Origin of the sequence: Pedobacter albus, assembly GCF_036324255.1 — a bacterium.
Taxonomy (GTDB): Bacteria; Bacteroidota; Bacteroidia; order Sphingobacteriales; family Sphingobacteriaceae; genus Pedobacter; species Pedobacter albus.
Genome location: NZ_JAZDQT010000001.1, coordinates 2,090,661 through 2,109,007, shown reverse-complemented (window position 1 = coordinate 2,109,007; position 18,347 = coordinate 2,090,661). Strand labels below are relative to the sequence as shown.

General features: G+C 43.8%; 19 protein-coding genes. 15 read left to right on the top strand and 4 right to left on the bottom strand.

The window, feature by feature from the left end; all coding sequences use genetic code 11:
- Positions 1–17 precede the first annotated feature (17 nt).
- Positions 18–845, bottom strand: a complete 828-nt coding sequence (locus VRU48_RS08780) for an alpha/beta hydrolase family protein (RefSeq protein ID WP_330107548.1) — start codon at positions 843–845, stop codon at positions 18–20.
- Between the two features lie 173 nt (positions 846–1,018).
- Between VRU48_RS08780 and hemA the strand changes: the two genes are divergently transcribed.
- The 15 genes from hemA (at position 1,019) to VRU48_RS08705 (ending at position 15,994) form a co-directional block, all read left to right on the top strand.
- On the top strand, positions 1,019–2,245 hold the full coding sequence (gene hemA, locus VRU48_RS08775; protein WP_330107547.1) for a glutamyl-tRNA reductase: 1,227 nt from the start codon (positions 1,019–1,021) through the stop codon (positions 2,243–2,245).
- 82 nt (positions 2,246–2,327) lie between these two features.
- Positions 2,328–3,908 (top strand): hydroxymethylbilane synthase, encoded by a 1,581-nt coding sequence (gene hemC / locus VRU48_RS08770; RefSeq protein ID WP_330107546.1) that lies wholly within the window; start codon positions 2,328–2,330, stop codon positions 3,906–3,908.
- A gap of 301 nt (positions 3,909–4,209) precedes the next feature.
- A complete protein-coding gene (gene hemB / locus VRU48_RS08765; RefSeq protein WP_330107545.1) occupies positions 4,210–5,178 on the top strand; it encodes a porphobilinogen synthase in 969 nt (322 codons plus the stop codon).
- A gap of 95 nt (positions 5,179–5,273) precedes the next feature.
- The gene (hemL, locus tag VRU48_RS08760) at positions 5,274–6,647 is read left to right on the top strand and encodes a glutamate-1-semialdehyde 2,1-aminomutase (protein ID WP_330107544.1); all 1,374 of its coding nucleotides are present in this window, start codon (positions 5,274–5,276) and stop codon (positions 6,645–6,647) included.
- A 9-nt stretch (positions 6,648–6,656) separates the two neighbouring features.
- The gene (locus tag VRU48_RS08755; protein ID WP_330107543.1) at positions 6,657–7,523 is read left to right on the top strand and encodes a sensor histidine kinase; all 867 of its coding nucleotides are present in this window, start codon (positions 6,657–6,659) and stop codon (positions 7,521–7,523) included.
- A 1-nt stretch (position 7,524) separates the two neighbouring features.
- Positions 7,525–8,232, top strand: a complete 708-nt coding sequence (locus VRU48_RS08750; protein ID WP_199141719.1) for a response regulator transcription factor — start codon at positions 7,525–7,527, stop codon at positions 8,230–8,232.
- On the top strand, positions 8,232–8,750 hold the full coding sequence (locus tag VRU48_RS08745) for a hypothetical protein (protein ID WP_330107542.1): 519 nt from the start codon (positions 8,232–8,234) through the stop codon (positions 8,748–8,750). Before VRU48_RS08750 ends, VRU48_RS08745 begins: the two co-directional genes overlap by 1 nt.
- An 8-nt stretch (positions 8,751–8,758) precedes the next feature.
- Positions 8,759–9,784 carry a uroporphyrinogen decarboxylase gene (hemE, locus tag VRU48_RS08740; RefSeq protein WP_330107541.1) on the top strand — a complete coding sequence of 342 codons (1,026 nt, stop codon included), beginning with the start codon at positions 8,759–8,761 and terminating at the stop codon, positions 9,782–9,784.
- A gap of 29 nt (positions 9,785–9,813) precedes the next feature.
- The gene (locus VRU48_RS08735) at positions 9,814–10,362 is read left to right on the top strand and encodes a CopD family protein (RefSeq protein WP_330107540.1); all 549 of its coding nucleotides are present in this window, start codon (positions 9,814–9,816) and stop codon (positions 10,360–10,362) included.
- A 14-nt stretch (positions 10,363–10,376) separates the two neighbouring features.
- Positions 10,377–11,132: a hypothetical protein gene (locus VRU48_RS08730; RefSeq protein WP_330107539.1), complete on the top strand. Its 756-nt coding sequence runs from the start codon at positions 10,377–10,379 to the stop codon at positions 11,130–11,132.
- Positions 11,129–12,262: a hypothetical protein gene (locus VRU48_RS08725; RefSeq protein ID WP_330107538.1), complete on the top strand. Its 1,134-nt coding sequence runs from the start codon at positions 11,129–11,131 to the stop codon at positions 12,260–12,262. Before VRU48_RS08730 ends, VRU48_RS08725 begins: the two co-directional genes overlap by 4 nt.
- Positions 12,263–12,598: 336 nt before the next feature.
- Entirely contained in the window at positions 12,599–13,168 is a 570-nt protein-coding gene (locus VRU48_RS08720) for an RNA polymerase sigma factor (RefSeq protein WP_330107537.1), read from the top strand.
- Positions 13,158–13,916, top strand: a complete 759-nt coding sequence (locus VRU48_RS08715) for a hypothetical protein (RefSeq protein ID WP_330107536.1) — start codon at positions 13,158–13,160, stop codon at positions 13,914–13,916. Before VRU48_RS08720 ends, VRU48_RS08715 begins: the two co-directional genes overlap by 11 nt.
- A 23-nt stretch (positions 13,917–13,939) precedes the next feature.
- A complete protein-coding gene (locus VRU48_RS08710) occupies positions 13,940–14,749 on the top strand; it encodes an outer membrane beta-barrel protein (protein WP_330107535.1) in 810 nt (269 codons plus the stop codon).
- Between the two features lie 252 nt (positions 14,750–15,001).
- Positions 15,002–15,994, top strand: a complete 993-nt coding sequence (locus VRU48_RS08705) for an ABC transporter ATP-binding protein (RefSeq protein ID WP_330107534.1) — start codon at positions 15,002–15,004, stop codon at positions 15,992–15,994.
- Between the two features lie 113 nt (positions 15,995–16,107).
- Here the strand turns inward: VRU48_RS08705 and VRU48_RS08700 are convergent, their stop codons facing one another.
- The 3 genes from VRU48_RS08700 to VRU48_RS08690 all read right to left on the bottom strand — a co-directional run bounded on the left by VRU48_RS08700 (position 16,108) and on the right by VRU48_RS08690 (position 17,672).
- Complete coding sequence (locus VRU48_RS08700) at positions 16,108–16,503, bottom strand: hypothetical protein (RefSeq protein WP_330107533.1); 396 nt, start codon at positions 16,501–16,503, stop codon at positions 16,108–16,110.
- Positions 16,504–16,806: 303 nt separating this feature from the next.
- Positions 16,807–17,004, bottom strand: a complete 198-nt coding sequence (locus VRU48_RS08695; RefSeq protein WP_330107532.1) for a VOC family protein — start codon at positions 17,002–17,004, stop codon at positions 16,807–16,809.
- Positions 17,005–17,006: 2 nt separating this feature from the next.
- Complete coding sequence (locus tag VRU48_RS08690; protein ID WP_330107531.1) at positions 17,007–17,672, bottom strand: hypothetical protein; 666 nt, start codon at positions 17,670–17,672, stop codon at positions 17,007–17,009.
- Between the last annotated feature and the right edge of the window lie 675 nt (positions 17,673–18,347).

Sequence of the window (18,347 nt, the reverse complement as noted above, 5' to 3'; positions counted from 1 at the left end):
TTTGTTGAGGCACCAATTTAACCTAATCCGTTTAAAAAAGTAAGACATTTCTCGCAGACCTGCAAAAGCTGCGGAGGCAAAGAGTGGCCCGTAAAAGGATGCGAAGCCCCATAAACATGATTGGCCCCTTCAATTTTGACAAGTCTGCTGGCCGGGTTGGCACTAGCCAGTTGCTGAGCGGTTTCGAAAGGTACGTTTACATCTTCATCGCCTTGCACAATGAGCCAGGGAATGTTGATTTTCTTGGCCGCTTCTAAAATATGCAGTTTTTCTTGATTGGCTTCAAAATCATCGAGCAGGCTTACGTTTAAAGGCATTTGTTCTTTGGTTCGGGCATTGATTACATATATTTTACCCGTTTTGCGCCATTCTTCCTCCCGCGATTTGCCCCAGAGGCTGCTGAAATCGGCAATAGCGCTCCAAGTAATCAAGGCTTTTACCGTAGGGTTGTTGCTGGCCTGTAAAATGCTTAGTCCGCCACCACGGCTATGCCCGATCAGGTAAAGCGGCTTAGCCTTTAGCTGTTGCGCCGCATAATCGATTACCAAATCTACATCCGTCATTTCTTTCGAAACCGTATTGGAGGCAAAAGTTTCCAAATCGCTTACATCAGTTGGCTTTTCGGGCCTCACGCCACTATGCGAGAGGTTAAATTTGAGGTAGCGATAGCCGTTTTGCGCAAAATAGCGAGCCACCAGGTTGTGCGCACCCCAATCTTTAAATCCTTTAAAGCCGTGTACAAAAATAACCAATGGCGCATTTGTATGTTTAACGTCATAAGTAAGGTCGCCCAAAATGGTTTTTCCGTTGGCGCCTAGCAATGAAAACTCTTCCTGATGTATCATGGTGGGTCAAAAACTAATAGTTAACAATAATAGCAAATTTAAAAACACTCGGTTTGTTTACGTTAAGTTAATTTAAAACCTTTCTAAATTAGCCTAAATTACAGCATAATGACAGATAAGCGGGTTTGGGTTTATTACTTTTGTTGTCGCTAAATTAATAGGCTGTACCCATTTTGGAATATTTAAAGATTATTGCATTTACACATCAGCAGATTGACCTAAAAGCTTTAGGAAAGTTAGTTATATGTGAGCAGACGCTGGATGATAGGTTGAGGAATATCCAATCAGAGCTTGACATCAAAGAAATATTTTATGTTGGCACCTGTAACCGTGTCGAATTTGTATTTACTGCCGCGGCTACAGTAGACAAAGCCTTTATTACGCGTTTTATGCAGGTACTCGACATGGGGCTTCCCGAAGAGTACATGGAGCAGTTCATCAAAAATGTTGTGGTATATGAGCAGGTAGAAGCCTTCAACCATTTGTTGCGTACCTCTTGTTCGCTAGAGAGTTTGGTGGTGGGCGAAAAAGAAATCCTGGCCCAGGTGCGCAAAGCCTATGAAGCTTGTCGTGTGGCTGGCTTTACCGGCGATTACATGCGCATGATCATGGACCGCGTGGTTAAAACCGCCAAAGAAGTGTATACCCACACCAATATTTCGAGAAATCCGGTTTCAGTGGTTTCTTTGGCCTACCGCAAATTGCGCGAGCTGAACATGTGCGGCAACGTACGGTTGCTCATTATTGGCGCTGGCGAAACCAATATGAATATTGCGCAATATCTCAAAAAGCATAAATATTCTAATTTCTCTGTTTTTAACAGAACCATAGCAAAGGCAGAAAACCTGGCCAAGGCGCTCAACGGAACGGCTTATCCGCTTTCGGCACTGGCCGACTACAAAGAAGGTTTTGATGTGATCATTACCTGCACCGGTGCTACAGAGCCTATTTTGACCCAAGAGCTTTATACCAAATTGCTGAATGGCGATACGGCTAAAAAAGTAATCGTCGATTTGGCTGTGCCAAACGATACCGCGCCCGAAGTGGTTCAAAACTTTCCTTTGCATTTTATCGAAGTCGAATCGCTTAAGGAAATTGCCCGCAAAAATATCCAGGAGCGCTATGACGAACTGGTTCATGCCGAACATATCATAGACGACAACATCAAAGAGTTCGAATCGGTATTGCGCCAACGCAAAATAGAAATCGCCATGAGCGATGTGCCTAAAAAAATCAAGGAAATTAAGCACACCGCCATGAATGCTATTTTTGCCGACGAGATCAATACCATGGACGACAACTCGAAAGCTGTTTTAGGACGCATCATGGATTACATGGAGAAAAAATGCATCAGCGTTCCCATGGTTATGGCCAAAGAAATTTTGGTTAAAAATAGTTAACTCTAACTAGGAGTTAATCATTTTCTTAGAATCCCCCTCTTTCGAATTTTTAATTAAATTTGCGAAAAACTAAAATTATAAGGTGAAGACAATTATTATCGGTACGCGTGGAAGCGATTTGGCATTATGGCAGGCAAACTATACCAAAGATAGGCTGGCCAGCATCGGCATTGATGCAGAACTGAAAATCATCAAAACACAGGGCGATAAAATCCTGAACCTGCGATTGGACAAGCTGGAAGGCAAAGGCTTTTTTACCAAAGAACTGGAGGAAGAGCTATTAAACGGCACCATTGATGTTGCGGTACACTCGCACAAAGACTTGCCAACCACCAATCCGCCTGGACTCACCATCGCTGCGGTAACCGAGCGCGAAGACCCTTCAGAATTGTTGCTCATTCTTAAAGACTGCGTGGATGTAACCCAAAAACTGTCGCTTAAAAAAGGCGCCATGGTAGGTACTTCCTCTAATCGTCGCAAAGCCCAATTGTTGGCCTTGCGCCCCGATTTGAATGTAGAAGATTTGCGTGGCAACGTGCCAACGCGCATCCAAAAACTGCGTGACGAAGATTACGATGCCATTTTGTTGGCCAAAGCGGGCGTTAACCGCCTGAATATCGATTTGAGCGAGTTCCATGTCGAAGTAGTTGATACCACCGAATTGGTGCCAGCACCTGCACAAGGTGCCTTGGCCATCCAAATCCGCGAAAACGACAGCGAATTGTTTAGCGCATTACAACAGATAAACGACCAGGCCACCGCCGAAGAAATTTCGGTGGAACGTAAGGTGCTGAATCTCTTTGAAGGTGGCTGCCACATGCCTTTGGGTTGCTACTGCAAAAAAGAGAACGGTCTTTTTGAAGTGTGGACTTCGAAAGCCGAAACCGATGAGGATTTTCCAGACCGTTTGTTTTTGCGTACCGCAAGCACCGAAGGCTTGGCCGAAAAAATCGTGTCGAAATTCAGTGCCGACCGTAAATTTCCGAGCAAGGTTTTCATCTCGAGAGAAATTGGCGAGCACAGCTATTTCAGAAAAGCATTAGCCAAACATGAGATCGAAATAGACGGACGTTCGTTGATCCGTACTTTTCCGATTGTTAATATTTTAGATCCGTTCTTTTTGAAAAATGTAGATTGGATTTTCTTCAGCAGCCGCAACGGAGTAGAGTATTTCTTTAAACTTAATCCGGTGCTTTCTAAAAAGGTAAAATTTGGCGTGGTAGGCCGTGGTTCGGAAGATACCCTGCGCAAGTTTGGCCATTTGGCTGATTTTGTTGGCGAAAGTGGCGATATTACAGAAGTAGCCGAAGAGTTTGCTAAACTGGTAGATGGCCAAACCGTCATGTTTCCGAGGGCTCAGGATTCGCTGCAGTCTATCCAGAAATCGTTGGGCGAAGATACCAAGGTGGTCGATTTGCCGATTTACGAAACCGTAACCGAAGACAATATTGATGGTACAGCAGCCGAAGTGCTGATTTTTACCAGCCCATCTAATGTAGAAGCCTATTTTGTAGACAATTTGTTAGAGCCAGAACAGCAGGTAATCGCCATTGGCAATTCTACGGGCAAGAAGTTTGAAGAAATGGGCGTGAAATATATTTTGCCTTATTCGCCAGACGAAATTGGCTTGGCCGAAGCCGTTTTTGGAATAGACGTGCGTTAGGACCAAAGCTGAAAGACCAAAGAGAGGTAAAAGGTTGAAGGAGGGAAGGCTGAAGGCTTTCGATTTCCCACCGCTGGAAGGGTTTCTAAAGGGCGAGATGGTTAACAATTAGGCAATTTAACAATTGTACAACTAGCAAGAAAAATTCCGCAAGTGTTAGATTAAGGTAAAGTCTTTAGATATGACAAAAGTCTAAAATGCTTATCAAAACAGATACCGACCTTTGAAGCGATAATTAATTTTAGAAATATTAATATCTTGATAAACGATACTAATATTTTGATATTCAAAACCAAAAGAAATGTTGCAAAGACCCCGTAGGCTAAGAAAAAATCCTGTTGTAAGAGAGTTGGTTGCCGAAACGCGCCTATCAAAAGACATGTTCATTTATCCTTATTTTGTAGTGCCGGGCAACGGCGTAACGAAAGCGATTGATGCCATGCCGGGCGTAAACCATTTCTCTACCGATACCTTGTTAAAGGATGTTGAAAAAGGATTGGCCTTGGGCGTGAATAAAATCATGCTTTTTGGGGTAGGCGACGAAAAAAGCGAAGATGCACATTCGGCCTACGATCCGCATTCCCTGGTGCCGGTAGCCGTAAAAGAACTGAAGAAAAACTTTGGCGACGATTTATATGTGGTAACCGATGTTTGCGTATGCTCTTATACCACGCATGGCCATTGCGGCATTTTAAAAGACGATTACGTACACAACGATGCTACGGTTGAGCTGATTGCCAAGATGGCGCTTAACCATGCCGAAGCTGGAGCCGATATGCTGGCCCCCTCTGATATGATGGATGGCCGTGTAGCTGCCATCAGACACAAACTGGATGGCAACGGTTTCGAAAATGTGGCCATCATGTCGCATGCCACCAAATTTGCCTCCTCTTATTATGGCCCGTTTAGGGAAGCCGCAGACTGTGCGCCAAACAAAGGCGACAGAAAAGCCTACCAAATGGACTTCAGAAATGGCACCGAAGCCTTGAGAGAGGCCCTGCTTGACGAAGGCGAAGGCGCCGATATCCTGATGGTAAAGCCGGCTTTGGCCTATTTGGATATCATCAGCAAACTGAAACAGCATACCGACTTGCCTATTGCCTGCTACAATGTATCGGGAGAATACTCGATGATCAAAGCGGCCGCACAAAGAGGTTGGATAGACGAACAAAAAGTAGTAATGGAAACCATGCACGCTTTTGCCAGGGCAGGAGCCAGCGTAATTACCACTTACCACATTAGAGATATTGTAGAGCAAAAATGGATGTAAGAAAGCGGAAAGCTTAAAGCAAAAAGACTAAGGCTATATTCGTGTAGTTTAGTTGGCTTTCGGCTTTGGTCTTTTCGCTTTTACCTTAAAAAGAAATGTTAGAATCGTTAAAAAAAATCTTCTCGGGCAATGAGGCCGAAATGCCGGTAAACACGAGCAGCAAACCAGACATTAGTCGCGAAAAATCGGCAGCGCTTTATGCCAAATCGAAAACCTATTTCCCAGGTGGGGTAAACTCGCCGGTAAGGGCTTTCAAATCGGTTTATGGAACACCGCTGTTTATTCAAAAAGGCGATGGCTGCATGATTTGGGATGCCGATGGCAATCAGTTTATCGATTTCTGCGCCAGCTGGGGCCCGCTTATTTTAGGCCATAACAATGCCAAAATCAGGGAAAAGGTAATCGAGGTAATGCAAAACGGCATGAGCTTCGGCGCACCTACGGCCTTAGAAAACGAATTGGCCGAACTGATTATCAAAAACAATCGTTTTGTAGAGAAAATCCGTTTTACCAGTTCGGGCACCGAAGCTGTAATGTCGGCCATTAGGCTGGCCAGGGGCTATACCGGTAAAGACAAGATCATCAAGTTTGAAGGTTGCTACCATGGCCACAGCGATTCGCTATTGGTTAAAGCCGGCTCGGGCTTGGTTACTTTTGGCGAAACTTCTTCGGCAGGTGTGCCACAGTCGTTCGCGGCCGAAACCATTGTTATTCCGCTCAATGATAAAAATGCCATTACCGAAGCCTTTACACAGTTTAAAGATCAGGTAGCGGCGGTGATTATCGAAGGTATTCCGGCCAATAACGGTTTGTTGATCCAAGATAAAGAATACATCGAATTTTTAAGAGAAGCTTGTACGGCCAATCAAGCCTTGTTGATTTTCGACGAGGTCATCACTGGTTTCAGGCTAGGTTTCGAAGGCGCAGCGGCCCATTATGGCATCAAGCCTGATATTGTTACCTATGGCAAAATTATAGGTGGCGGCTTGCCGGTAGGCATGTATGGTGCTTCGGCAGAGATCATGGGCCATATTTCGCCCGATGGCGGCGTGTACCAGGCTGGAACCTTATCGGGCAATCCGGTAGCCATGGCCGCAGGTATCGCTACCCTAACCGAACTCCTGAAATCTGGATTTTACAAAGAGCTTAATGCCAAAGCGCAAGAATTTGCCGAAAGCATCCAGCGTTTTGCAACCGCCAGAAACTATAAATTAAAAGTATTTACCATTGGTTCAATTTTCTGGTTTGCCTTTACCGATGCGGAGAAGATCCAAACTGCCGAGGATATCGATCCGGCCAGCATGGAGAAATTCAAAATGATGCACCGCGAATTGCTCAACAGGGGCATTTACTTGGGTCCGTCAGGCTATGAAGTAGGATTTGTTTCGGCCGCACATACAAAAATTGAACTAGAGAAAGCAAAAAGAGCTATTTTTGATGCATTGGATTTAGTATTCAGAAAATCGTAAAAAAGCAGCATGAAAAAATCGATCCTGATATTCTACTTTTTGTTGCTCTACGCTTTGTTAGAGATGTTTTGGTGGGGAACGGTGGTCATCCGCCTGCAGCCGCAACGCATGGCCATGGTGATGGGCGAAGGCTCGGTTTTCTTGTTTTTGTTGTGTGTGGGTGCCTATTTTATCCATGCTTCCATCAAAAAAGAAGACAAACTGCATGAGCAGCAACAGAATTTCCTGCTGTCGGTAACGCACGAACTCAAATCGCCTTTGGCGGCCATTAAGCTGTCGCTAGAAACCATCAAAAAAAGAGATCTGGACAAAGAGCAACGCACCACCTTGTTGCGCAACTCGTTAAAGGATATTGAGCGTTTGGACGATTTGGTAGAGAACATGTTGCTGGCCACCAAGATCGAGAGCCGTACCTATTCTTTTCCGAAAGAGGAATTCGATTTTTCGGAACTCGTTAATAAAATTACCGATCGTTTGCAGGTCCATTCTTGTGGCAACCAGCAACTGATCAATACGGAGATAAAACCTGGCATTAAGGTAGTTGGCGACAAGTTTGCGCTTTCGTCTGTGGTAACCAACCTGGTCGAGAATGCGGTTAAATATTCGGGTCCCTGTGCCGAAATTGCAGTGGCGCTCTGTCAAAATGACGGAAAGGCCTTTTTAACCGTTTCAGACAAAGGTCCGGGCATTCCAGACAACGAAAAAATGCATATTTTTGATAAATTTTACCGTGTGGGAGATGAAAATGTCCGGAAATCGAAAGGTACCGGACTTGGCTTGTTTATTGTTAAAGAAGTATTACAAAACCACGACGCTGACATCAGCGTGAAAGATAACGTGCCACAAGGCGCAATTTTTGAAGTAACATTTAATTGATATGCCACAAAAATTAAGAATACTGTTGGTAGAAGACGAAGACCATTTGTTAGACGCCATTAAATTAAACCTCGAATTAGAAGGCTATAAAGTACATGCCGTAAAAGACGGCAAAACCGCATTGAAAGTGTTTAAGGAAGAACGTTTCAACCTGATTATCTTGGACGTGATGCTTCCTGAAATGGACGGCTTCCAGGTTTGCGAAACCATTCGCTTGGAAAATACCGAAGTGCCTATCTTGTTCCTAACCGCCAAAAATACCAGTGAAGACAGGGTAATGGGTCTTAAAAAAGGTGCCGACGATTATTTGGTGAAACCGTTTAACTTGGAAGAACTGATTTTGCGCGTGGGCATTTTGGTTAAACGCAGCCTGAAATCGGACGACCTGAAAGAACTGAACTCTTATAAAATTGGCGACAAAACCATCTATTTCAACTCGTTCGAATTGAAGCAAGACGATGGGGTAGTGGTGCCTTTAACCAAAAAGGAAACCATGCTGCTCAAACTGCTCATCGAACGTAAGAACGAAGCCGTTTCGCGCGAGCAGATTTTGGAAACCGTTTGGAACTACGACGTTTACCCGTCAACCCGTACCATCGACAACTTTATCCTGACGTTCCGTAAATATTTTGAGCCAGACCAAAAAAATCCGGTGTATTTCCACTCGATCAGGGGAGTTGGCTATAAATTCACAGATGTAGCACATTAATGTATAATACCAAGAGCAGATATGCGCTGATGGCCATTTTTGGTGTCTCGGCGCTCGTAAGTTTATACTACAACCAATACCAGCTGGCTGCCATAGCCGGCTTTTTATGCTTATTTGTACTGTGGACCCACTTTAAGCACAGTTCGGTATTGCTGGCCTCTAAACACTTTAAGAATGCCGATTACGACAAGGCCGCAGAGATACTGAACGAAGTTGGCAATCCAGATCGCCTGGCCAAAAACCGCCGTGGCTATTACGAGTTTATGCGGGCCAATATCGCCCTGCAGCGCGAAGATTTCGATACCGCCGAGCGCCATTTTCAGATTGCCAGCCGATTTCCGTTGGGAGGTAAAAACGACAAGGCCTTTGTATTGATCCACCTGGCCAATTTGGCCTTGCGCAAAAAAGACGGCGAAAGGGCCAAAGCCTATATCGCCAAAGCCAAAGAACTGGCTACTACCTCAAGAGCACAAGAAATTATTAAAATTATAGAGAAAGAAGCCAATAACTTGGCCTAATACCCCAAATGAAGAATAACCTGTTTTTAGACGCCGCCTTTTCAAAACCAACAGAACGCCCACCCGTATGGATGATGCGCCAAGCTGGACGTTTTATGCCCCAGTATTGGGAAATCAAGAACAAGTACACCTTTTTAGAGATGTGCAAAACCCCAGAAATTGCGGCCGATGTAACCATGTTGCCGGTTGATTTGCTGGGTATTGATGCGGCGATTTTGTTTTCTGATATTTTGGTAACCGGCGAGGCCATGGGAGGCGATTTGAGCTTTACCCAAGGTGTAGGCCCCAAATTTGCCAATCCGGTACGTAGCGCCGAAGATATTGAGCGTTTAGAAACCGATGTTCTGGATCGTTTGCAGTATGTGGCCGATGCCATTAAGGTTATTCAACAACGCTTAAACGGCAGTATTCCGTTAATTGGTTTTGCCGGTGCTCCTTTTACCGTAATGAGCTATCTGGTAGAGGGCGGTTCGTCGAAAGACTTCAAAACCACCAAGCTTTTAATTCACAACCATCCCGAATTGGCGCATAGGCTATTGGCTAAAATCGCCAAGGTAACCACCGATTATCTGAACCTGCAAATTGAGGCTGGCGTAAATGCCCTGCAGCTTTTTGACAGCTGGGCCCTGGCTTTGTCGTGGAACGATTATCAGGAGTTTTCTCACCAATACAACCAACAGATTATTGCGGGATTAAACAGGGCCAATATTCCAGTTATTTCTTTCTGCAAAGGCAGTTCGGTATTTGCCCCAATTATGGCAACGGCACAGCCCGATGTGGTTTCAATCGATTGGAATGCCGATTTGCTGAACATCAAAAAAGCACTGCCGGCCAATATCGCGGTGCAGGGCAATTTAGATCCGCATATTTTGTATGCCGATAAACCGGTCATCAAGAAACACATTTTGCAACTGTTTGAGCGCATGCGTGGCGAGAACGGCTTTATCTTTAACTTGGGCCATGGCATTATGCCGGATATTCCTTTCGACAATGTAAAATATGCCATCGAAGTGGTAAAGGAGTTTAGGTATTAACAAAATTCGACAGCGAGGGCACAACGGATATGGAAGATTATTACAGTTTTTTTTTAGCGGTGCATGTGGTGTTCGTGATCAGTTGGATGGCGGGACTTTTCTATATCCTAAGCCTGTTTATTTACCATACCGAAGCCAATACCAAGGAAGAGCCTGCGCGTAGCATTTTGGTAGCCCAGTTTACCAAGATGGAAGCCACGGTATGGAAGATTATTGCCACCCCGGCTATGATCATTTCTGTTTTGGCGGGCTCGCTGATGCTGTATACCCATCCTTACTTGTTCCAGTTCGGTTGGATGCTGGTTAAGCTCGGTTTTGTAGCCGGACTGCTTGTCTATCATTTCATCTGCCAAAGGATGATGAAACAATTGCGTGCTGGCAATTATACACTCAACAGCTTCAGACTAAGGCTTTGGCGCGAATTGGCTACTATTTTTATGGTGGCTATCGTGTTTATTGTCATCCTGAAAAATGCCGTAGACTGGATTTATGGCCTCGTTGGTATTATGGGCCTCGCCACGGTGATTATGATGGGCGTAAAATTCTACAAAAAGGTTAGAGAGAAAAACAATCATTAAGCTTTTGTCAAGCCATGAAATTAAAGAACCAAATATTGCTCCTGTGCCTGGTCTTTTTACTTTCATGCCGACAAAAATCGGTCGTGCTGCCACCTCTTTCGCAGGCGGATAAAGCCTCAAAAACTACCGATACCTCTAAAAAACTACCGACAACTCTTGTTGAAACAATCACCGACGACCTTAACCATGACGGGAAAATGGATGAGATTTTGGTATGGACTAGTGATACAACTGGATTTGATAAGGTAGACATTAAAATAGAGGGCTTAGCAACTAAGTCTTTCGAAAAAGAAGATGGCTATGCCGATATTGATACCATATTTTTGAAAAATAACAGCAATAGCATTAAATCTAAGCGGGTTTTTGTTTATAAGAAGGGTGAAAAAAGTATAGTTATGCTTTTTACCCCTGTTAGAGACGGTGGTTATGATGGTCCAACACTCATTTCGATAACTAAAAATACCATCAACGTAAATGTGCCAAAAGAGGTTGAAATTCCGATAAGGATTTTTGACCTGAACAAGGATGGAGTTGTAGATTTTATAGGAACAAATTGGGGCGAAATGGAAAGTGTGGTAGATAGTCTTGATGCAAATATTGGCAGCTATCGGCCTTATTTTGTCTATAGTTTAGCAGATGGCTGTAAAATCGACCTCAAGCTGACCGAACAATACAATAAAGAACACTATGTTTGGGCCGGATTAACAAATACCCAAAATATACGTGTATTGTACCCCAGAAATGGTGGTAAACCTAAAATCGTGAAATGAAAAAAACTCTACTTTTAATCCTTGTTCTTTGTACTGCTGTTTTAGCACAAGCCCAATTTAACAACGAAGCTATATTTAATCGCATTCGTCCGGCTGATAGCTTAGACAAAGAACTCCATTTTAATTTCTACAATTTCAACTACGTCAGAAATTACGAATACTCCAATAAATTTCACGATGGCTATACGCTGTACGGTACGCAGCTCGAACCGCAATTGGTTTATTTTGCCAATCCGAACCTGGCCATTACCGCAGGTGCCTATTTGCGCAAAGACTTTGGACGAGAAGGTATTTACGATGCCAAGCCCTTGTTCAATGTAAAATACCACAAGCGCAACCTGACCTTGGTGTTTGGAAGTTTGGAGGGCAATATCCAACATGGCTACATTGAGCCGATTTACGATTTTGAACGTAAGATTACTACACCCATCGAATATGGTACGCAATTGTTGATCGATAGGGAAAAATTCAAGCTCGACAGCTGGATTGCCTGGCAAAAAATGATCTACAAAGGATCGCCAGAAAAAGAGGAAATCATCGGAGGCCTTAATACCGAAACTACTTTGGCGCAATGGGGTGGTGGCTGGAAACTCAGTTTTCCGGCGCAGTTTTTGGCCTATCACCAGGGCGGACAGATCGATTTGCTGAAAGAAATTCCTATCAGCACTTTGTTTAACGGTGCAACTGGTTTAAAGTTGCACAAGGCTATAGGTGGCAATGTAAAAGAGATTTACACCGATAACTATATTGCCGTTTATAAGGATTTTTCGCCAACGAAGGTACGTGCCTACCAAGGCGGTTTTGGTCTTTGGCTCAATGCAGGCGTCGATACCAAGTGGGGCAGCCTGTTAGCTTCTTACTGGAAAGGCAATAACTTTATTACCATTAAAGGCATGCCACTGTACCAATCGGTTTCCGATAATTTGTACGACAAAGGCTTTAAGCAAAGTGGCAGGAATATCATTGCCCTGCGGTATGCCTATCAAAAAGAGCTGGTGCCACATTTATACCTCGATGTTCGTTTCGAACCCCACTTGGATTTAGACCATTCCGATTCGCAGTTGCAATTTAACCACTCGCTGTTTTTAACCTATAAAGAGGATTTTAGGTTGTTTAAGGTGAAGCGATAGGCGATAAGCGTTTGGCGTTGAGGGTAAGGGGGGTGGAAACAGCCCCTTGTTAATTAAACCCGGTAGTAGCGAAGCGGATGACGGGACTGCAGCACCGATGAAATACTGACATTCGTTTTCAAAAAAATATAGAAATTGTTAGCTTGGTTATTTTGTTTGGCGTTTGGCGATAAGCGTTTGGCGTAACAATCCAACAATTTAGCCATAAAGCAATCCAACAATATAACAATTGAACAATCACAGTATCTACCCGAATAATTTAACAGAAAAATATTTTTTTTGAGGTTGCTTGCAACCTTTTACCGCTAGGGCTCATCTACCCTATACAAACAACACATGAAGGTGACCAAAACATATACGATTGATGATTTAATGGAGGGCTGCAAAGCAGGCAACCGGCAAATGCAGGAAATGCTGTATAAGCAAACTGCATCAAAAATGCTGGCGGTTTGCATGCGCTATGCCAAAGATCGTATGGAAGCCGAAGACGTACTGCAGATGGGCTATGTAAAGATTTTCCAAAAGGTAACAGATTACCGTGGCGATGGCTCGTTTGAAGGCTGGATGAGGCGTATTATGGTAAACACCGCCATTGAAAGTTACAGAAAAAACCTGCGCATGATGAATGTGGTGCCTATTGAAGATGCTTATGAACAGCCTTCGCAAGGCTTTGATTTTAGCAGCTTGGGCATGCAGGATTTATTAAAAGTGATACAAAAACTGGCCGACGGCTACCGTGTGGTATTTAACATGTACGCCATAGAGGGCTATTCGCACAAGGAAATTGCCCAAACGTTGGGCATTACCGAAGGCGCAAGCAAGTCGCAGCTGTCGAGGGCCAGAGCAATATTGCAACAAGAAATTATTAAAATGGAGGGCTTTGGTTATGCAACACATGCCGGATAAAGAATTTGATAATTTGTTTAAAGACAAATTTATGGATGCAGAGATTGCGCCATCGGCCAATTTATGGGCCAATATTGAACAGCAGCTTACGCCTAAACGCAAACGCAGCTTCCCGATTTACTGGATGGCCGCTGCCAGCGTTGCCGTAGCGATTACCGCACTGCTGGTTTTCCAGAAAACTGAAAAAATCAGGCTGCACGGCGCAACAGCCGTAGCCACAACTGGCCAAACAGAAGAGCCGATTACAACTTCGGGTACTGTAATTGCCGAAGAAACCATGACAAATACAGCCAGCAACAAAAGCTTCGCCAATGCGCCTGTAAAAAACATGCAAGTGCGTACGGCCGAAAATGTGCTTCCTGAAAATAATTTGGAGAAAAAAGAGAGTGACTTGCAACCAAATGCAACGATTGCACATCTACCTATTAAGAAGATCGAAATCGAACCGATGAACGTAGTACCCAAAGAAGCAACGGTAGCCGTCGCAGATAACAGTCAAACGATGATGGCCAGCGCCGAAGTACCACAGCGATTGGAAAATGTAAACACCATCAGCGAAACAGAGGTAGCAAGCGAGAAAAAAGGGATCAGAAACGTGGGAGACTTGGTCAACTTCGTGGTAGAGAAAATTGACAAAAGAGATAAAAAACTCATCAGGTTCAACACCGATGATGATGACAACTCATCGATTATAGGAATAAACTTGGGATTTGTAAGATTAAACCCAAAAAACAAAAACAGGAATTAAAAGAACACAAATAAACCGACACAATGAAACGTTTAGTATTAACAGCAGTTTTGGTAGGCGGACTTACCATGCTGGCAGGCTTAGGTGCAAAGGCACAAGAAGATAACGGAAGAGAACAAGATAGCATTAAACGCAAAAAATTCGATATCAACTACGGACTGGGCATTACCATTGGCAAAAGAGACAGTACAGGCAAAATGGCAAAAAACGGTCGTTTTGTAGGAGGGATTACCTTTACCCGTTTAGACATCGGCTTTTCTAAACTGATTGATAATGGCAGCTTTTCTTTATCGCCAACCAACGATTTTTTGGACTACAAGGCAGGAAAAACCAGTACTGTTTCATTTGATGTAATCCAATTTGGCTACAGGTTTAACCCCAACTTTAAAATTTATGTGGCCGGTGGTTTCGACTGGACCCTGATCCGATTGAAAAAGAACATCACCATGCAAAAGAACATGTCGCAGCTAACCTATGTCGAAGAACCGATTATCTTTAGCAAGAACCGTTTCTCGAGCAGCTACCTGCATATTCCGCTAAACTTCGAGTTCCGCACCAAGGAAAATGATAATGGCAAACGTTTCTACTTTGTTATCGGTCCAGAAATCAGCTTCCTGCTTAATGGCAAGGTGAAACAAATCAGCGACGAGCGTGGCAAGGAGAAATTTAAAGACGATTACAATTTTGCGCCATTCCGTTATGGTGGCACATTGCGCTTCGGTTACAATGGTTTAGGTGCCTTTGTAAAGTATTATGCCAACGATATGTTCGACAGTGCGCCACAAAAAGGACTTAAAAACATGGCCTTTGGTTTAACCTTCGGACTGAACTAATAGACACACACACCACACACAAATAAACCCTGATTACCCTCGCGATGTTTTTAAAACTTCGCGAGGGTTTTTTGTTGGTGGCTGGTGGTTTATAGTCGATAGCTTATAGTCGATGGTTTATGGTCAATAGTCCATAGTTCTTGAACTTTAGTCTTTATGCTTTGGTCTTTAGTCTTTATGCTTTAGTCTTTCACCTATGGTCTTCCGCCTCCAGCCCCTCCACCTTCTGCCTCTTTTTCCTATCTTTACGCTGTGAACGAAGAAATCATAGCGGTAAAGCAGCTCCATAAACAATATCAGGAAAGCCAGGCCTCTGGTGTGAACAACATTAGCTTTGCAATCAACAAAGGCGAAATCGTAGCCATTATTGGTGAAAGCGGTTCCGGAAAATCGACCTTGCTTAAATGTATGTATGGTTTGCTCAAGCCCGATTCAGGCGAAGTGGTATTTAATGGCAAAAGGGTAAAGGGGCCAGACGAGCAACTGATACCGGGCCATGCCGAGATGAAGATGGTGACCCAGGATTTTTCGCTCAATATCTATGCAAAGGTTTACGACAACATTGCCGCTATGTTGCCCAACACCAACGTGGCCGCTAAAGAAGCCAAAACGCTTCAAATGATGGAGCATTTGCATATTAGTCACCTTAAAAACAAAAAGATTACCGAACTAAGCGGGGGCGAGCAACAGCGTGTGGCCATAGCTAAAGCCTTGGTTAGCGATACCCAAGTGTTGTTGCTGGATGAGCCGTTTAGCCAAGTCGATTCCTTGCTTAAAAACCAATTGCGTGCGGATATTAAACGGCTGGCCAAAGAAATGGGCATTACCGTAGTTTTGGTTTCGCACGACCCGACAGATGGGTTGTTCCTGGCCGATAGGCTGTTGATTTTAAGGCAAGGGGAACTCTTGCAGAACGACAGTCCCGAGCAGGTTTACCAGCACCCTACAGCCTTGTATACCGCCCGCATATTGGGCAATGCCGTAATCTTGAACAGGGAAGAAGCCCTGCAGCTTGGGTTAAAAACCGATAAGGCGCAAATTGCTTTTTATCCGGAATGGGTAGAACTCAAAAATACATGGAACAGCAGACGCTTTGAAGTAAAAGAAGTGTACTACAAGGGCTTTTTCGACGAACTGCTGCTCGAAAGGAATGGCGTACAGATCAGAGCCCTGCAACTGAACAGTGGCGAGCATCAAAAAAACGATCATATTCAGGCAAACATTGGCCGGTTTTTAGAGTTTTAAGCAACCTATTTGAGATAGCGCTGCAACTGTCTTTATGGACTTGCTATATTTATAAAAAAGGCCGATATCCATCAAGATATCGGCCTTTTTTGAGGTTTTAAAACCTTTAATTCTTAAGTAATATTATCAGCTGCAATCAACACTACTTTTATTCTGGTTGTTGTGGTTGGAGGCAATCCGTAAGAATAAATCCTGATATAACCAGTATAAATGTCGTAATCATAGCGTTGCGCCGAGTTTGGGATTTGGAAGTAACCAGTTGTTGTCGTTCCGTCGGTTGAGATATAAACCAATACACCTTCTTGACGTACATTGATGTTGTCTATTTCGCTCGCATCTAAATCTACATAATAGGTATTGGTGGTTCCCGACAACAGTTTCCAGCTATTCGGCGACCTGTCGAAAATAATCGTACGGTTAGGCGTGGTTTGGTTAATGATAGTGTCTTTTTTGCAAGACGCCAGACCTAGTGTGGCCATGCAAAGTAGGAGTAAGGTTATCTTTTTCATGTTGTGTGTGTTTTGCAAGAAGCCATGCAAATCTGCTGCCAAATATTATTGAATAGAAAACAGACATTGTAATATTTTGTTTGTGCGAAGCATAAAACTTTAATCTTTTATTTGAAAACGGATTTGCCTGTAAATTAATCGCCTACCAAAATTTGATGGCCATCACAATCCTTAATCCTAAATTCTCGGCTGCCATACACCCGTTGCACTATTCCTTCTACAATGTCGGCCTTTTTAGATTTCACTTCTTCGTAAAACAGGTCGATTTTGGGCACCTAAATGATGAGGCCGGCACTGGCTTTTCTAGATAGGGAAATTAGTGTCATCGGCTTTGGCAAAATGCAGCTGAAAGCCATCTCTTTCTACCATGGCATACACTGGCGGATCTAAAAAATAGCCAATCAGGTTAAAACCGAGTACATCGCCATAGTATGCTGCTGTTTTAACCACATCGTTGACCACCAGTTGTGGAGCAATGCCTATCAGTCTTGCTTTTTTCATGCTTAGTTCAGGTGTTTATATCCCATCATCTTCATGCCATAAATCCATCTGTCGTGGATGTTGAGCAGGTTGCCTTCAAATTCTAGTCCGGGTATAAATTTAGAAAGAAGGTTCTCTTTCCGCAACGATTTTGCTAAAATACGTAAGGAATGCTTTGATAGTTTTTGGTACGAAGGGTCGATAAGTTGCTGTTCCCTAAGCAATAGTTCGCCATCCCACTTTTCGGCCACGGTTCCTTTTAAACAATCGCCTGCACGCAGTCTTTGAAGATCAGGCCAGATATCCTCAAAAATGAGCTGGTTGCCATATTGCACAAAATGCTGGATTTCCTGATTAGAGTTGCCGGTAAGTTTGGGCACCTCGCTAAGCAGTTTGCTAAGCTTGCTGGTGGTAATGGCGGCGATGCCTGCCCATTTGGTTTCGAAGCCCAGCGAATCGGTTTGATGTTGAAACCATTTGTAAAAATCAGATCGCTCTGCAATATCCCGATACTGGTTAAAGCCATCTGCTTTGAGCAGGTTTACGGTGTTGGCCATATTCCAAATAGCGTTATGATGTTTTCGGTCTGCTTTGAGCCAATGCCCATCGCTGCCATCATGCTTGCCCAAAGGATTGGCAAGGAGGTAACTAGCCTGGTCGGGATATTCTAAAGCATAAGTCTTTGGCATCAAACAGAGCCAACATAAAAAAAGCATCAGGCTTCGCATACCTTAAGTTACGAAAAATAGTGCCTAATGGTTGTCTGGCCAAGGAAAGAAGCTTGAGGGTGGAAGGTAAGAGGAAAAATATGTAGCAGTCTTGTTGGTGAAGAATACCAACAAGGACCTAATGGGTTGTGGGACCAAGGAAGGAAGGTTGAGGGTGGAAGGCAAAAGGTAAGATATGTAGAAATCTTGTTGGTGAGGAACACCAACAAGAGCCAGGATACTTTGTTGATGATTTGATGTCGTAGCCAAAGGTTTTGATCGATCAAACTTCCCCTCTTTTAGGGGGCGCAGACCGGGGTGTTTAATAGACCAATTATATTTAACCACCCCGCCCTTTGGGCACCCCTCCAAGGGAGGGGAATTGTAAGTATTATCTTGCCGGTTGCCATCGTTGGTGTTCTTTACAATGATTTAATCCATTATACCAACAGGAGCGGTGCTTCGTTAATGATTTGATGAAGTAGCCAAAGATTTTGATCAATCAAAATTCCCCTCTTTTAGAGGGGTGGTCGCAGACCGGGGTGTTTAATAGACCAATTATAGCTAGCCACCCAGCCCTTTGGGCACCCCTCCAAGGGAGGGGAATTGTAAGTATTATCTTGCCAGTTGCCATCGTTGGTGTTCTTTACAATGATT

Coding starts and splice junctions, on each gene's coding strand:
- VRU48_RS08780 (WP_330107548.1), bottom strand. CDS start 845: ATGATACATCAGGAAGAGTTTTCATTGCTAGGCGCCAACGGAAAAACC.
- hemB (WP_330107545.1), top strand. CDS start 4,210: ATGTTGCAAAGACCCCGTAGGCTAAGAAAAAATCCTGTTGTAAGAGAG.
- hemL (WP_330107544.1), top strand. CDS start 5,274: ATGTTAGAATCGTTAAAAAAAATCTTCTCGGGCAATGAGGCCGAAATG.
- VRU48_RS08755 (WP_330107543.1), top strand. CDS start 6,657: ATGAAAAAATCGATCCTGATATTCTACTTTTTGTTGCTCTACGCTTTG.
- VRU48_RS08750 (WP_199141719.1), top strand. CDS start 7,525: ATGCCACAAAAATTAAGAATACTGTTGGTAGAAGACGAAGACCATTTG.
- VRU48_RS08745 (WP_330107542.1), top strand. CDS start 8,232: ATGTATAATACCAAGAGCAGATATGCGCTGATGGCCATTTTTGGTGTC.
- hemE (WP_330107541.1), top strand. CDS start 8,759: ATGAAGAATAACCTGTTTTTAGACGCCGCCTTTTCAAAACCAACAGAA.
- VRU48_RS08735 (WP_330107540.1), top strand. CDS start 9,814: ATGGAAGATTATTACAGTTTTTTTTTAGCGGTGCATGTGGTGTTCGTG.
- VRU48_RS08730 (WP_330107539.1), top strand. CDS start 10,377: ATGAAATTAAAGAACCAAATATTGCTCCTGTGCCTGGTCTTTTTACTT.
- VRU48_RS08725 (WP_330107538.1), top strand. CDS start 11,129: ATGAAAAAAACTCTACTTTTAATCCTTGTTCTTTGTACTGCTGTTTTA.
- VRU48_RS08720 (WP_330107537.1), top strand. CDS start 12,599: ATGAAGGTGACCAAAACATATACGATTGATGATTTAATGGAGGGCTGC.
- VRU48_RS08715 (WP_330107536.1), top strand. CDS start 13,158: ATGCCGGATAAAGAATTTGATAATTTGTTTAAAGACAAATTTATGGAT.
- VRU48_RS08710 (WP_330107535.1), top strand. CDS start 13,940: ATGAAACGTTTAGTATTAACAGCAGTTTTGGTAGGCGGACTTACCATG.
- VRU48_RS08700 (WP_330107533.1), bottom strand. CDS start 16,503: ATGAAAAAGATAACCTTACTCCTACTTTGCATGGCCACACTAGGTCTG.
- VRU48_RS08695 (WP_330107532.1), bottom strand. CDS start 17,004: ATGAAAAAAGCAAGACTGATAGGCATTGCTCCACAACTGGTGGTCAAC.
- VRU48_RS08690 (WP_330107531.1), bottom strand. CDS start 17,672: ATGCCAAAGACTTATGCTTTAGAATATCCCGACCAGGCTAGTTACCTC.